Annotated in this window: 15 protein-coding genes; 6 read left to right on the plus strand and 9 right to left on the minus strand. The window is 66.9% G+C overall.

Annotation, left to right across the window (positions count from 1 at the left end):
- Positions 1 to 6 precede the first annotated feature (6 nt).
- Positions 7 to 783 (plus strand): sulfite exporter TauE/SafE family protein, encoded by a 777-nt coding sequence (locus ASF00_RS03600; RefSeq protein ID WP_055874180.1) that lies wholly within the window; start codon positions 7 to 9, stop codon positions 781 to 783.
- A 1-nt stretch (position 784) separates the two neighbouring features.
- Positions 785 to 1,207 (plus strand): acyl-CoA thioesterase, encoded by a 423-nt coding sequence (locus ASF00_RS03605; RefSeq protein ID WP_055874183.1) that lies wholly within the window; start codon positions 785 to 787, stop codon positions 1,205 to 1,207.
- Between the two features lie 93 nt (positions 1,208 to 1,300).
- Here ASF00_RS03605 and ASF00_RS03610 read toward each other — a convergent pair whose 3' ends face one another.
- The gene (locus tag ASF00_RS03610; protein WP_055874186.1) at positions 1,301 to 1,774 is read right to left on the minus strand and encodes a winged helix-turn-helix transcriptional regulator; all 474 of its coding nucleotides are present in this window, start codon (positions 1,772 to 1,774) and stop codon (positions 1,301 to 1,303) included.
- A 146-nt stretch (positions 1,775 to 1,920) separates the two neighbouring features.
- On the opposite strand from ASF00_RS03610, the gene ASF00_RS03615 reads away from it, so the two are divergent.
- Together ASF00_RS03615 and ASF00_RS03620 are read left to right on the plus strand one after the other, a co-directional pair.
- Complete coding sequence (locus ASF00_RS03615; RefSeq protein ID WP_055874189.1) at positions 1,921 to 4,026, plus strand: RelA/SpoT family protein; 2,106 nt, start codon at positions 1,921 to 1,923, stop codon at positions 4,024 to 4,026.
- 47 nt (positions 4,027 to 4,073) lie between these two features.
- Entirely contained in the window at positions 4,074 to 5,111 is a 1,038-nt protein-coding gene (locus ASF00_RS03620) for a glycosyltransferase family 2 protein (protein WP_055874192.1), read from the plus strand.
- Between the two features lie 307 nt (positions 5,112 to 5,418).
- Here ASF00_RS03620 and ASF00_RS03625 read toward each other — a convergent pair whose 3' ends face one another.
- The gene (locus ASF00_RS03625) at positions 5,419 to 6,147 is read right to left on the minus strand and encodes a class I SAM-dependent methyltransferase (protein ID WP_055874195.1); all 729 of its coding nucleotides are present in this window, start codon (positions 6,145 to 6,147) and stop codon (positions 5,419 to 5,421) included.
- A 28-nt stretch (positions 6,148 to 6,175) separates the two neighbouring features.
- A complete protein-coding gene (locus tag ASF00_RS03630; RefSeq protein ID WP_321163410.1) occupies positions 6,176 to 6,622 on the minus strand; it encodes a GtrA family protein in 447 nt (148 codons plus the stop codon).
- 69 nt (positions 6,623 to 6,691) lie between these two features.
- Between ASF00_RS03630 and ASF00_RS03635 the strand changes: the two genes are divergently transcribed.
- A complete protein-coding gene (locus tag ASF00_RS03635; protein ID WP_055874198.1) occupies positions 6,692 to 8,479 on the plus strand; it encodes a hypothetical protein in 1,788 nt (595 codons plus the stop codon).
- Positions 8,480 to 8,519: 40 nt separating this feature from the next.
- On the opposite strand, the gene ASF00_RS03640 is transcribed toward ASF00_RS03635, so the two are convergent.
- The 6 genes from ASF00_RS03640 to ASF00_RS03665 form a co-directional block, all read right to left on the minus strand.
- Complete coding sequence (locus tag ASF00_RS03640) at positions 8,520 to 9,140, minus strand: MarC family protein (RefSeq protein WP_055874200.1); 621 nt, start codon at positions 9,138 to 9,140, stop codon at positions 8,520 to 8,522.
- The gene (gene folD / locus ASF00_RS03645; protein WP_055874204.1) at positions 9,137 to 10,012 is read right to left on the minus strand and encodes a bifunctional methylenetetrahydrofolate dehydrogenase/methenyltetrahydrofolate cyclohydrolase FolD; all 876 of its coding nucleotides are present in this window, start codon (positions 10,010 to 10,012) and stop codon (positions 9,137 to 9,139) included. The genes ASF00_RS03640 and folD overlap by 4 nt, the downstream gene beginning before the upstream one ends.
- The gene (locus ASF00_RS03650; RefSeq protein ID WP_055874207.1) at positions 10,009 to 10,320 is read right to left on the minus strand and encodes a DUF167 domain-containing protein; all 312 of its coding nucleotides are present in this window, start codon (positions 10,318 to 10,320) and stop codon (positions 10,009 to 10,011) included. The genes folD and ASF00_RS03650 overlap by 4 nt, the downstream gene beginning before the upstream one ends.
- Positions 10,317 to 10,619: a YggT family protein gene (locus ASF00_RS03655; protein WP_055874210.1), complete on the minus strand. Its 303-nt coding sequence runs from the start codon at positions 10,617 to 10,619 to the stop codon at positions 10,317 to 10,319. Before ASF00_RS03655 ends, ASF00_RS03650 begins: the two co-directional genes overlap by 4 nt.
- Before the next feature lie 221 nt (positions 10,620 to 10,840).
- Positions 10,841 to 11,758 (minus strand): acetylglutamate kinase, encoded by a 918-nt coding sequence (gene argB, locus ASF00_RS03660; protein ID WP_055874213.1) that lies wholly within the window; start codon positions 11,756 to 11,758, stop codon positions 10,841 to 10,843.
- Between the two features lie 178 nt (positions 11,759 to 11,936).
- Complete coding sequence (locus ASF00_RS03665; RefSeq protein ID WP_055875362.1) at positions 11,937 to 12,584, minus strand: queuosine precursor transporter; 648 nt, start codon at positions 12,582 to 12,584, stop codon at positions 11,937 to 11,939.
- A 162-nt stretch (positions 12,585 to 12,746) separates the two neighbouring features.
- Here ASF00_RS03665 and ASF00_RS03670 point away from each other — a divergent pair, with 162 nt between their 5' ends.
- On the plus strand, positions 12,747 to 14,012 hold the full coding sequence (locus ASF00_RS03670) for a NupC/NupG family nucleoside CNT transporter (protein ID WP_055874216.1): 1,266 nt from the start codon (positions 12,747 to 12,749) through the stop codon (positions 14,010 to 14,012).
- Positions 14,013 to 14,169: the final 157 nt, after the last annotated feature.

Raw genomic sequence — 14,169 nt, forward strand, 5'->3', positions numbered from 1 at the left:
CACTTAGTGGACATTAATCTGTTGTATTCGGTGGCCGGCGTGCTCGTCGGCCTGATCGTCGGGCTGACCGGCGTCGGTGGCGGATCGCTGATGACGCCGCTGCTGGTGCTCGTCTTCGGCTTCCACCCGGCCACCGCGGTCGGCACCGATCTGCTCTACGCCTCGGCGACCAAGACGGTGGGCACGACCGTGCATGGCTGGCGCGGGACGGTCGACTGGCGCGTCGTGCGGCGGCTCGCGACCGGCAGCGTCCCTGCGGCGATCGCGACGTTGCTCGTGCTGAACCATCTCGGCGAGAAATCGTCCGACACCGGCCATGCGATCACCGTCGTGCTGGGCGTGACGCTGATCCTGTCGGCGGTGGCGACCTTCTTTCGCGGGAAGATCGTCGCGTGGCTCACCCCGCGGATCGGCACCGTCGGCGGCGAGCGTCAGGCAATGCTGACGATCCTGCTCGGCGCCGTCCTCGGCGTGCTCGTCTCGCTGACCTCGGTCGGTGCCGGCGCGCTGGGGATGACCGCGCTCCTGATCCTGTATCCGAAGCTGCCGATCAACCGGCTGGTCGGTTCGGACATCGCGCATGCCGTGCCGCTGACTCTGCTCGGCGGGATCGGCCACTGGATCCTCGGCTCGGTCGACGTCGACCTGCTCGTGTCGCTGTTGATCGGATCGATCCCCGGGATCATCATCGGCAGCCTGATCGCGACGCGCGTGTCGGACCGCGTGCTGGTGCCGGTGCTGGCGACCGTGCTGGCGATCGTCGGCATCCGCCTGATCATCTGAAATGCGCCCGGGTTTCGCCTTCTCGACCCGGTTTCGCGTGCGCTATGCCGAGATCGACGGCCAGCGCATCGTCTTCAACTCGCGCTATCTCGAATATGCCGATGTCGCGGTCACCGAGTTCTGGGACTGGACCGGGATCGCCGCAGCCTTGCCGGATGTGTGGCCCAGCACCGAGTTCAACGTGCGCCGCACCGAGATCGATTATCTGAAGCCGTTCCGCCTGGGCGATACGGTCGAGGCGTTCGTGCGGATCGAGAAGCTCGGCACGTCGAGCCTGACGAAACGTTTCGAGCTCGCGCATGCCGAGACGGGCGAGCTGCATACGGTGATCACCATGGTCAGCGTACACGTCGATCTGGAAACGGGGCGGCCGGTGCCGCTGCCGGACTCGATCCGCACGGTGTTGGTGGCGTTGCTCGCCTAGCAATCCGAAGACAGCATGTTCCCCCGCGAAGGCGGGGGTCCAGACTGGGCTCCCGCCTTCGCGGGAGAACAAGGAAGAAAGAGCGAAGGCAGCTTACTCAGCCGCCTCGGCCTCTTCCCCCGCAACCTCGCCCGGCAGCGCCCAGATCAGGTCCCCCTTCCCCAGCACGCGCCCGTCATGCGCGCGGACCGAGACCGGCTGCAGCGGCCGCCGATCGCGCGCGTCGACCAGGATCGGGAACGCCGGCACGCACGTCTCCCACCGCTCGCCCCATTGCCGGAGCGCGATCATCGTCGGCAGCAGCGCGAAGCCCTTGTCGGTCAGGCCGTAAGCGATCTTGCGCCGGTCCTCCGGGATCGGCTGCCGCTCCAGGATGCCGTGCTCGACCAGCCGCGCCAGCCGGTTCGCCAGGATATTGCGCGCGATGCCGAGCTCCGACTGGAACTCCTCGAAATGGTGCAGGCCGTTGAATGCGGCGCGCAGGATCAGGAACGACCAGCGCTCGCCCATCGCCTCCAGCGCGGCGGGCAGGCTGCATTCCAGCAGGGGTTCGCGCAATTTGCCCATCACGTCATCCTCGTCCGGGGGCAAGCGTACCGCATATGCCGCAGAAGCGAAACGCCCCACGCATTCGCCACTCATGCAGCGATTAGATCACAGTGATCCGACGCTTTTTGTTGCCAAAAGTCCGTGCCCGGCCCCATCTATGATCCGTGTTGCGCCAATATGAACTGGTCGATCGCGTCCTCGACTACGATCCCGACGCCGACGAGGCCCTGCTGAACCGCGCCTATGTCTTCTCGATGCAGGCGCACGGGAGCCAAAAGCGCGCGTCCGGCGATCCGTATTTCAGCCATCCGATCGAGGTGGCGGGAATCCTCACCGACCTGCACCTCGATGCCGAGACGATCGCCACCGCGATCCTCCACGACACGATCGAGGACACGGTCGCGACGCCCGAGGAGATCGAGCGATTGTTCGGTGCGTCGGTCGCGCGTCTCGTCGACGGCGTCACCAAGCTCAGCAAAATCGAGGCGCAGACCGAGAACGAACGCGCCGCCGAAAACCTGCGCAAGTTCCTGCTCGCGATGTCGGACGACATCCGCGTGCTGCTGGTCAAGCTCGCCGACCGCCTGCACAACATGCGGACGCTGCACCACATCGCAAAACCCGAGAAGCGCCGTCGCATCGCCAAGGAGACGATGGACATCTACGCGCCGCTCGCCGAGCGGATCGGCATGTACGAGTTCATGCGCGAGATGCAGTCGCTGGCGTTCGAACAGCTCGAGCCCGAAGCCTCCGAATCGATCAACCGGCGCCTCGAACAGCTCAAAAAGGGCGATGGCGACCGCATTGCGAAAATCGCGTCCGGCCTGAAGCTCGTGCTCGCGCGCGCCGGCGTCGAGGCCGAGATTTCGGGGCGCGAGAAGCATCCCTATTCGATCTTCCGCAAGATGTCGGAGCGGCACATCAGCTTCGAACAGCTGTCCGACGTGATGGCGTTCCGCGCGATCGTCCCGACCGAGGAGGATTGCTACCGCACGCTCGGCATCATCCACCAGCGCTGGCCGATGGTGCCGGGCCGGTTCAAGGATTACATCTCGACGCCCAAGCGCAACGGCTATCGCTCGCTGCACACCTCGGTGATCCATGCCGACAGCGCGCGCATCGAGATCCAGATCCGCACCGCCGACATGCACGCGCAGGCCGAATTCGGGCTGGCGGCGCACTGGGCGTACAAACAGCAGATCAACGGCAGCGACCGGCAGGTCAGCTGGATCCGCGACCTCGTCGAGATCCTCGATACGGCCGAAAGCCCCGAGGAGCTGCTCGAACATACGCGCATGGCGATGTACACCGATCGCATCTTCGCGTTCACGCCGAAGGGCGAGCTGATCCAGCTGCCCAAGGGCGCGACCTCGATCGATTTCGCCTATGCGGTGCATACCGATCTCGGCGACCAGGCGGTGGGTGCAAAAGTCAACGGCCGCGTCGTGCCGCTGTCGACGGTGATCGAGAATGGCGACCAGGTGCAGATCCTGCGCTCGAAGGGCCAGTCGCCGCAGCCGCAATGGCTGAACGTCGCGACCACCGGCAAGGCGCTCGCCGCGATCCGCCGGCATCTGCGCCAGAAGGAGCGCGTCGAGCAGATCGCGCTGGGCCAGAGCCTGTACGAGGACATCGTCACGCGGCTGCCCGCGCAGATCGGCAACGATGCGCTGAGCCATGCGCTCAAGCGGCTGAAACTGCCCGACGAATCGTCGCTGATGGTCGCGATCGCGCGGCGCACGCTGTCCGACGCTGCAGTCATGGAAGCGCTGATGCCGGGGTCGGCGGGCGCCGACGTCACGCATGCGCTGGCGCCGCAATCGAGCGCGATCTCGATCAAGGGCCTCACCCCCGGCGTAGCCTACGACCTTGCGACCTGTTGCCATCCGGTCCCGGGCGACCGGATCGTCGGCCTGCGCCGCCCCGATGCGGGGATCGAGGTGCATGCGATCGACTGCCGCGTGCTGGGCGAACTCGCCGAGCGATCGGAGAACGAGACCGACTGGGTCGACGTGGCCTGGGGCGACGAGACCGAGGGTGCGGTCGCGCGGATATCGGTGATGGTGAAGAACGAGCCGGGCTCGCTCGGCATCGTCTCGACGATCATCGGCGGGCACAAGGCCAACATCATCAACCTGCGGCTGGATACGCGCGACAAGAGCTTCCACACCAACGAGATCGATGTCGAGGTGCACGACGTGCAGCAGCTGATGCGGCTGATGGCGGGGCTGCGCGCGGCGGACGCGGTGCACACCGTGGAGCGCGTGTAGAAACATCCGACGATGACGGCGGGCGCAGCGGACGCTAGACGGGGGCGATGAACCGTCCCTCTCTCTCGGCCCCGTCCCTTTCAATCGTCGTGCCCTGCTATAACGAGGCCGCGTGCCTCGACATCCTGCACGCCCGTATTTCCGGCGCGGCCAAGGTCGCGGTCGGCAACGATTACGAGATCGTGCTGATCAACGACGGCTCCCGCGACGACAGCTGGGACGTGATGCAACGCCTCGCCAGCGCCGACCCGCGGCTGGTCGCGATCAACCTGTCGCGCAACCATGGCCACCAGCTGGCGCTCACCGCGGGGCTCGATCTGTGCGCGGGCGAGCAGATCCTGATCATCGACGCGGATCTGCAGGATCCACCCGAGCTGCTGTCCGACATGCGCGCGGCGATGGCGGCGAGCCAGGCCGACGTGGTCTATGCTGTGCGCCGCCAGCGCGCGGGCGAGACGGTGTTCAAGAAGGCCACCGCCGCCGCCTTTTATCGCCTGCTGACGCGGATGACCGAAACGCCGATCCCGCTCGATACCGGCGATTTCCGCCTGATGAGCAGGCGGGCGCTGGATGCGTTCCTGAGCTTGCCCGAACAGGCGCGCTTCATCCGCGGCATGGTCGCCTGGATCGGCTTCCGCCAGGTCCCGTTCCCCTATGACCGCGCCGAGCGGCTCGCGGGCGAGACGAACTACCCGCTCGCCAAGATGATCCGGCTCGCGTTCGACGCGGTCACCGGCTTTTCGACCGCGCCGTTGCGGTTTGCCAGCCATGCGGGGCTTGCGCTGACCGGCGTGTCGCTGCTGCTGTTCGTCTATATCGCGATCGGCTGGCTGTCGGGCAGCGCGGTGCAGGGCTGGACCTCGACGATGCTGGTCACCGTGTTCCTGGGCGCGGTGCAGATGTTCGTGCTGGGGATGATCGGCGAATATCTCGGCCGGCTTTATGTCGAGTCGAAGCGCCGGCCGCTCTATATCGTGGCGGATATCGCTGGCCCGATCCAGGGCAAGGCGACGCTGGGGTTCCGCGCGGAGCCGGTCGACGCGGTGCAGGCGCCTGATGGCCCCCCGCCCGTTCGCGTCGACTAAACGAACGCTACCTAGTCGCTGCACCACCCCGGCGAAGGCCGGGGCCCAATTGGAAAGGTCGCAGTAACGAAGTGCACCCGCAGTCAGCACCGTCCCTTAATTGGGCCCCGGCCTTCGCCGGGGTGGTGCTTGCTTAAGATCCAAGATTCCTGCCCCGTCATCCCGACCCACCGCCAATCCTCCCCCGCAAGGGGGGGTGGCGCGAAGCGACGGAGGGGGAGGACACACAGCAGAGGTTGGCGCGTACCGCCCCCTCCGTCAGGCAAACGCCAGCCACCTCCCCCTTGCGGGGGAGGATCGAGGAAGCTTACCGCGGGACCGCCAGCGTCACGATCGACACCCCCGGCGTCATCGGCACGCGGCCGACCAGATGGCGTTCCAGCCGGAAGATTGTCTCGAACAGCGCGTTGACCGGCTTGGGCGGCGGGGAATCATCGCTGTCGTCGCGCCCCGTCATCCGTCCGGCGATCCGGGCCGCCGCCGCCAGCGGGAACAGCAGCGAATTGAAATAGCCGAGCTTTTCGGGCGTGAGCCCCGCAGTCTCGATCGCCGCCTTCAGCGTCGCCTTCGAATAGCGGCGGTGATGATGGTTCACGACGTCGTGCGCGCTCCACAGCCACGCATGCGCCGGCACCGCAATCAGGATCTTGCCGCCGGGCGCGAGGCAATCCGCCATCGCCTTCAGCGCCGCGACGTCGTCCTCGATATGCTCGACGACATCGAGCACCGCGATCAGGTCGTAATGGCCACGCGGCACGCCCGGCAGTTCGGGCAGCGGCGCCGCGCCGACCGGCTTGCCGAGCCGCTCGCTTGCAATCTCGCGCGCGGCGGGATCGATCTCGATCGCGTCGATGCTGCCGAACGCGGCCAGCATCGGCAGATTGTGCCCGGTGCCGCAGCCGATCTCGAGGATCTTGGCGTCCTTCGGCAAAGCGCCGTAGCGGGTCAGGTAATCGGCGAGGATGTCGCGGCGCGCGCGGTACCACCAGTGCGTGGAGTCATGTGCGGCCATCCGGTCGTAGACGATGCGATCCATCAGTAATTCGCCCAGTTCGTTGGAAGCATCAGTTGAAAACCCAAAGGCGGTTGAGCACGAAGCTCAGGATCGCGGCAAGAAGCACGGCGGGGACCAACGGGACCCACGGGTGCAGGTGAAACAGCGCGGTGCCGATCCAGGTGACCAGCGCGTTGAGCGCGAGCCCGGCGCCCTGGACGATCACGAACTTGATATGCCGCCCCGCCCCGGGCTCCTTCGCATGTCCCCTGAAGCTCCAGCGGCTGTGCAGGAAGAACCCGACGACCACCGCGACGGCAAACGCGAACGGCACCGCCGCCACCGCCTGGCGTGGTGGGAAGACATACGCCGTCAGCGGCAGGTAGACGAGCGAATAGACCATGCTCGTGAAGCCGCCGGCAATCCCGAAGCGCACGAGCTGGCCGAGCACGCCGCTCGCCCGCATCTGCTCCACCTGTCGCCAAATCGCCTGCATGCCCGCCTTGTTCTTTACCAACACCGCGATAGAGCGACGCTTGAGATATGCCCGCGCATCTAGAGTGCGTGCGGGCCGGAGGAAAGCGTTTTGGATCAGGCACCACCGCGGCGGCATACGCTGCTCGACGCACTCGATCGGCATTGGATCGCCTTGTCGTTGCTCGCCTGGGTGGCGGTGGCGGCATGGTCGATGGTCGATCGCTGGGGGCAGGTCCGCTGGCTGTCGCTCGGCGATACCGACGACAATATGCGGCTGATGCAGGTCCGCGCGCTGCTCGACGGCCAGGGCTGGTACGATCTGCGCAACTACCGGCTGAACCCGCCGGTCGGGTTCGACATTCACTGGAGCCGGATCGTCGACCTGCCGATCGCCGGGCTGATCCTGGTCTTCCGTTTGTTCACGAGCAACAGCTGGGCGGAGCGGCTGGCGTGCGGGATCGCGCCGCTGCTGCCGCTGTCGATCGCGATGCTCGGCATCGGCGCGACCGTGCGGCGGCTGATCAGCCCCTATGCGTGGCCGCTCGCCATCGTGTTCATGGTCGGCGCGACCGGCACGATGCTGATGTTCATGCCCGAGCGGATCGATCATCACGGCTGGCAGCTGGCGATGCTGAGCCTCACGGTCGCGGGCCTGTGCGACACCAACGGCCGCCGCGGTGGCGCGATGGTCGGCATCGCCAGCGCGGTATCGCTGTCGATCGGGCTCGAGCTGTTGCCCTATGCGGCGATGGCAGGCGCGATCATCGCGCTGCGCTGGGTCTGGGACCGGGCGGAGGCGGAGCGGCTGTCGATCTATGCGCTGACGCTGGGCGGCGGCAGCACGCTGGGGTTCGCGTTGTTCGCGTCGAACGCCAACCAGGCGATGCGCTGCGACGCGCTGACGCCGGTGTGGCTGAGCGTGATGATCGCGGCGGGGATGCTGCTGTTCCTGCTCGCGCGGTTCGGGCCCGCCTCGCGCGGCGCGCGGCTGGCGCTGGCGCTGGCGGCCGGCGCGGCGATCGTCGCCGGCTTCGCACTCGTCTTCCCGCAGTGCCTCGGCCGCCCGGAGGGCATTTCGCCCGAGCTGCAGCGCAACTGGCTGAACAATGTCCGCGAGGCCAAGCCGATCTACAAGCACAGCTTCCGCGTCGGCTTCGCGCTGGCGACGCTGCCGATCATCGGCCTGATCGGTGCGATCGTCGCCGCCTGGCGTGCGCGGCGCGATCCGCGTGCGGTCGGCTGGGCGGCGGTCGCGCTGTTCACCGCGTTCGCCTGCGCGATGCTGCTGTGGCAGGTCCGCGCCGGCCCCGCCGCGCAATTGCTGGCGATCCCGGGGGCGACCGCGCTCGGCTGGCTGATCCTGCCGAGGCTTCTCGGCAACCGATCGCTGGCGGTGCGCGTGCTGGGCACGGTCGGCGCGTTCCTGATCGTCTCCGGGCTGTTCGCGGGGATGGTGATCCAGTATTTCCCGATCGACCGCCCCAAGCCCTATGAAAAGCGCGTCAACATGGCGACGGGCAACTGCCTGCGGACGACAGTGCTGCTCGCGCTCAACAAATACCCCGCGCAGACGATCTTCACCTTCGTCGACATGGGCCCGCGGCTGATCACGATCACGCATCACGATGCGATCGCAGGGCCGTATCACCGCAACGGCGACGCGATCCTCGACGTCCAGCATGCGTTCGGGGGAACCGCGGACCAGGCACATGCGATCGTCAAGCGCCATGGCGCGACGATGATGCTGCTCTGCCCCAACGCGGCGGAATCGACCAACTACAAGGCGCGTAGCCCCAAGGGGTTCTACGCGGAGCTTGCCAAGAACGAGGTGCCGACGTGGCTGACGCCGCTCCCGCTGCCGCGCAATTCGCCGCTGCGGCTGTTCAAGGTGGACTGATGCCCACCGCCGTTATCCCGACGAAAGTCCGGATGACGGCTTAGTGCAGCACCACCGACAGGCCATCGAGCACGAACTGCACCGCCAGCGCCGCCAGCAACACGCCGAGCAGGCGGGTGATCACCGCCTCGATCTTCGCGCCTAGGATCCGCATGATCGGCCCAGCGGCCAGCAGCGCGACCAGCGTCAGCAGCAGGATCGTCACCATCGCGGCGAGCACGATCGCCGAGCGCTCGAGCCCGCTGTTGCGGCTCATCAATAGCATGACCGACGCGATCGAGCCCGGCCCGGCGATCATCGGCATCGCCATCGGGAAGATCGAGACGTCCTCAGCCTCGGGGTCGCTCGCGACCTTGGCGGCGCGATCCTCGCGGCGCTCGGTGCGCTTTTCGAACACCATCTCTAGCGCGATCAGGAACAGCATGATGCCGCCGGCGATGCGGAAGCTCGCAAGGCTGATGCCCAACCCTTTCAGCAACGCCTCGCCGAACAGCGCGAACACGAACAGGATCGCCGCCGAGACGCCGACCGCGCGGATCGCCATCGCCCGCTTCTGCGTCGCCGACGCGCTCGCCGACAGTCCGGCATAGATCGGCGCGCAGCCGGGCGGATCGATGACCACGAAGAACGTGATCAGCGACGAGATATAGAGTTCGATCACAGGCTCGACTCCTCGATCGCGACGCCTTCGCGGCGCCCTGCCGAGACCAGAGTATTGCGCAACAGGCACGCGATCGTCATCGGCCCGACGCCCCCCGGTACCGGCGTGATGGCGCCCGCGACGTCGACCGCGCTCGCAAAGTCGACGTCGCCGACCAGCCCCGTCTCGGTCCGGTTGATGCCGACGTCGATCACCGTCGCGCCGGGTTTGAGCCAGTCGCCCTTGATCATCTGCGGGATCCCGACCGCGGCGACGACGATGTCGGCGCGGCGGATATGTGCGGGCACGTCCTTCGTCCGGCTATGGACGACGGTGACGGTGCAGCTTTCGCCGAGCAGCAGTTGCGCCATCGGCTTGCCGACGATGTTCGAGCGCCCGACGACGACCGCCTCGAGCCCGCTCAGGCTCGGCAACACGCTCTTGAGCAGCAGCACGCAGCCGAACGGCGTGCAGGGCACGAACCCCGGCAGTCCGGTCGCGAGACGGCCGGCGTTGATCGGGTGGAAGCCGTCGACGTCCTTGTCGGGATCGATCGCCGATATCACCGCCTGCTCGTCGATATGCTTGGGCAAGGGCAGCTGGACCAGGATGCCGTCGATCGCCGGATCGGCGTTGAGCGTCGCGACCAGCGCCAGCAGGTCCTCGGCCGACACGTCGGCGGGCAGCCGGTGCTCGATGCTCTCCATCCCCGCCTCGCGCGTCGCTTTGCCCTTCGAGCGGACATAGACGCTGGAGGCGGGATCCTCGCCGACCAGCACCACGGCAAGGCCGGGCGCGCGGCCCGCCTGTGTCCGAAAGGCGGTGACGCCCTCTGCGATACGGGCCCGGAGGCCGGCGGCGAAGGCCTTGCCGTCGATGATGGTCGCGCTCATGCCCGCGGCCCATAGAGCGCGGACGCGATTTCCGCCAGCGTAGCGACATCGCCGGCGATATGCAGGCGCTTCAGCCGCGCGGTTTCGCCCGAGACGATCGTCACCGCGCGCTTGGGCACACCGAAGCTCTTGGCAACGAGCGCAACCAGTCCGGCGTTCGCGGCACCATCGACGGGCGCCGCCGCCAGGCGCGCGGCAAGATGCTCGGGGGTGCCGGCGGCGAGCATATCGCGGCCGCCGCGCGGGGTTACCCGGACGGCAATCGCCAAGCCGTCACCGACCGCGCGCCAGGCAGCCGGTCCGTTCAATAAGCCGCGACGAGATAGTTCTGCGCGATGTTCGGGATGACGATGTTGGTCAAGATGTAGAGGATCAGCAGCACGACCAGCGGCGACAGGTCGAGCGCGCCGAAATCGGGCAGGATCCGACGGATCGGGCGATAAAGCGGCTCGGTGATCTTCTGCAGCGCGTTCCACACCGTGCGGACGAAATCGCTCTGCGTGTTGATGACGTTGAACGCGATCAGCCATGACAGCACCGCCTGGATCACGATGACCCACCAGACGAGATTGAGCAGCAATTGGACGATCTGAAGAAGGGCGATCAAGGCGTGGGTCTCCGCTGGTGTATTGCTGATATAAGGGGGCGGAGGGAGAACGAGAAGGCCTGTGATGTTGCTGGATTGCACGTGACGATTTCAGCCGCACCTGCCGCCCCGAGTCCCGTCATCCTGGGCTCGACCCAGGATCCAGAGCCACGAAGATTACCTTTTGAGGCTCTGGATCCTGACTTTCGTCAGGATGACGGGGGTGAAAGGCGGCTCGTCCCCTACCGCGCCGCGCCCGTCGCGCTCACCAGCGTGCCCGCGCCCTGCTTGGTGAAGATCTCGAGCAGCATCGCATGCGGCACACGGCCGTCGATGATCACCGCGGCGTCGACGCCCGACTGGACTGCGGCGACGCAGGTTTCCAGCTTGGGGATCATCCCGCCCGTCACCGTGCCGTCGGCGCGCAGTTCGGCGATCCGCGCCGGATCGAGGTCGGTCAGCAATTCGCCCTCCTTGTCGAGCACGCCGACGATATCGGTCAGCAGGAAGAAGCGCGCGGCGCCCATTGCCGCCGCGATCGCGCCCGCCATCGTATCCGCATTGATGTTGTAGGTGTGACCATCGGCGCCGATGCCGATCGGGGCGATCACCGGGATGATGTCGGCGGCGATCAGCGTATCGAGGATCGTCCGGTCGACCGCGATCGGCTCGCCGACGAAGCCCAGGTCGACATGGCGTTCGATCCCCTGGAGCTTGTCGGGCTCGCGACCATGGCCGACCTTCTGCGCGAGGACGAGGCCGGCGTCCTTGCCCGAGATGCCGACCGCGCGGCCCCCCGCCTGGCCGATCCAGCCGACGATTTCCTTGTTGATCGAACCCGCGAGGACCATTTCGGCGATCTGCGCGGTCTCCGCATCGGTCACGCGCAGGCCGTCGACGAAACGCGATTCGACGCCGAGCCGCTTGAGCATCGCGCCGATCTGCGGCCCGCCGCCATGCACCACGACCGGGTTGATGCCGACCGCCTTCAGCAGCACCATGTCCTCGGCGAAATCGCGCTGCAGCTCGGGGTCGCCCATCGCATGGCCGCCATATTTCACGACGAACGTCTTGCCCGCATAACGCTGCAGATAGGGCAGCGCCTCGGTGAGCGTTTCGGCCTTGGCGAGCAGGGCGGGATCGGGCGTGTGATCGGTCATCCGCGTCCCTTAGCCAGTGCGGGGGATTAGCGAAAGCCGGACCGCATATCACCAATTCCGTCATCCTGACGAAAGTCAGGATCCAGGGTAACGGGCGGCGTCCCTCGTGGCTCTGGATCCTGACTTTCGTCAGGATGACGCAGGCACGGACGTCAGGATGCCGGGCTTGGTGAAACGATTAGCCCCGGTCCAGCCACCGCCCGAGCTTCACGAAGAACGTGATCATGAACGGCACCAGCACGATCGACAGCACGACCTTGGTCAGCATCTGCCCCGCCATCAGCTCGACGATCGGCCGCGCGCCGAGGAACGAGATGGTGATGAACAACACCGTGTCGATCACCTGCGAGACGATGCTGGCGATCATCCCGCGCAGCCACACCAGCTTGCCCTCGCCGCCGCCGACCTGCCCCGCAAGCTTGGCGAAGATCAGCACGTTGAGCGTCTGCGAGATGCCGTAGGAGATCAGCCCCGCCATCATCATCCGCGCGCCCTGCCCGACGACGATCGGAAACGCGTCGACCGCGGGCGGGTACATGCCGGGATCGTGCGGCAGCGCGAGCACCAGCTGGATCAGCGCGGCGGACACCAGCAAGGGTATGAACCCGAGGCGGACCAGCAGCGTCGCGGTCTTCTGCCCGTGCAGCTCGGCGATCGCGCTGCTGAGCACGACCAGCAGCAGGAATGCGAAGATCCCCGCCTCGACCGCGAGCGGGCCGAGCGCGACCTGTTTGACCCCCAGCACGCCGGCGATGCACACCATGCCGCCATACAGCACGGAGAATATGAAGAGCGAACGCGGGAACGCGGGAAGGTCTGTATTCATCGCCGCGGACGCTAGCGAAAACGCGCGCGCCGTCAAATGACAAGCGGGGGCGAAAACCGGCCTGTCCTCAAATGACTGGCGACTAGCGCCCGCCCGTGTCATGTCGGCCGCTTGCGCAGCCGGGGGGCCGCGTGTGTCATCGTACGAGAACGCAGGGCGTCCATGGAAAGACTAGTCATCGGCCTGGGCGGTATCGCCGTCATCCTCGGCATCGCCGTGCTATTGTCGAGCGATCGCCGGGCGATCCGCCTGCGCATCGTCGGCGCCGCCTTCGCGCTGCAGGCGGGCATCGCCGTCCTCGTGCTCTATTCCAGCTTCGGCAAGGTCGTGCTCGGCGAGATGTCGGGCGGCGTCGCCAACCTGCTCGGCTATTCGCAAAAGGGCACCGAGTTCCTGTTCGGCAAGATGGCGACCCCCGAAATCGGCGGCCAGAGCTTCGCGATCGCTGCGCTGCCGGTCATCATCTTCTTCGCCAGCCTCGTCTCGATCCTCTATTATCTCGGCATCATGCAGTTCGTCGTGCGCTGGGTCGGCGGCGGGATCGAGAAGGTCATCGGCGTCTCGAAGGTCGAATCGCTGTGCGCCGCGGCGAACATCTTCGTCGGCCAGAGCGAATCGCCGCTCGTCATCCGCCCCTATCTCGCAGGCCTCACGCCGGCGCAGCTGTTCACGGTGATGACCAGCGGGATGGCCGGCGTCGCGGGCACCATCCTCGCCGCCTATGCGTCGATGGGGATCCGCATCGATTATCTGCTCGCCGCCAGCTTCATGGCGGCGCCCGGCGGCATCCTGATGGCCAAGATCATCATGCCCGACCGCGTCACCCCGCCCGAGGGCGAACTCGCGCTCGGCGACCTGCCCGGCGAATCGTCGGCTGGCGAACCCATGCCGCAGGCGACGCACGACGAGGAAAAGCCTGCCAACCTGATCATGGCCGCGGCGCAGGGTGCGCAGACCGGCGTCCGCCTCGCGGTCGCGGTCGGCGCGATGGTGCTGGCGTTCGTCGCGCTGGTGGCGCTCGCCAACGGCCTGCTCGGCGGGCTCGGCAACATGATCGGCCTGCCCGGGCTCAGCTTCCAGGGCCTGCTCGGCTATCTCTTCGCGCCGATCATGTTCCTGCTCAACGTGCCCTGGAACGAGGCGGGCATCGCGGGCGGGCTGTTCGGGCAGAAGATCGTGCTGAACGAATTCGTCGCCTACATCTCGCTCGGCACGCAGCAGGGGCTGAGCGCACGCACGATCGCGGTGATCACCTTCTCGCTCTGCGGCTTTGCCAACTTCTCGTCGATCGCGATCCAGATGGCGGTGACGGGCAGCCTGGCCCCCAACCAGCGGCCGATGATCGCCAAGCTCGGCCTGCGCGCGCTGGCCGCGGGCAGCCTCGCCAACCTGATGTCCGCCGCGCTCGCGGGGCTGCTGATCAGCTGAGTCGCCCTCCTCTGTCATCCTGACTTTCGTGAGGATGACAGAGGTTGAGACGACAGGGCCGGGACGACACGGCGCGTAGAACGCAATCGGACTCGCCGCCTTTCGGCGACGAGCCCGACGCCACTGCCTTTCGGGGGAGAGGAGGCAGCTCTCTTTT

This window comes from Sphingomonas sp. Leaf34, assembly GCF_001421805.1.
GTDB lineage: Bacteria > Pseudomonadota > Alphaproteobacteria > Sphingomonadales > Sphingomonadaceae > Sphingomonas.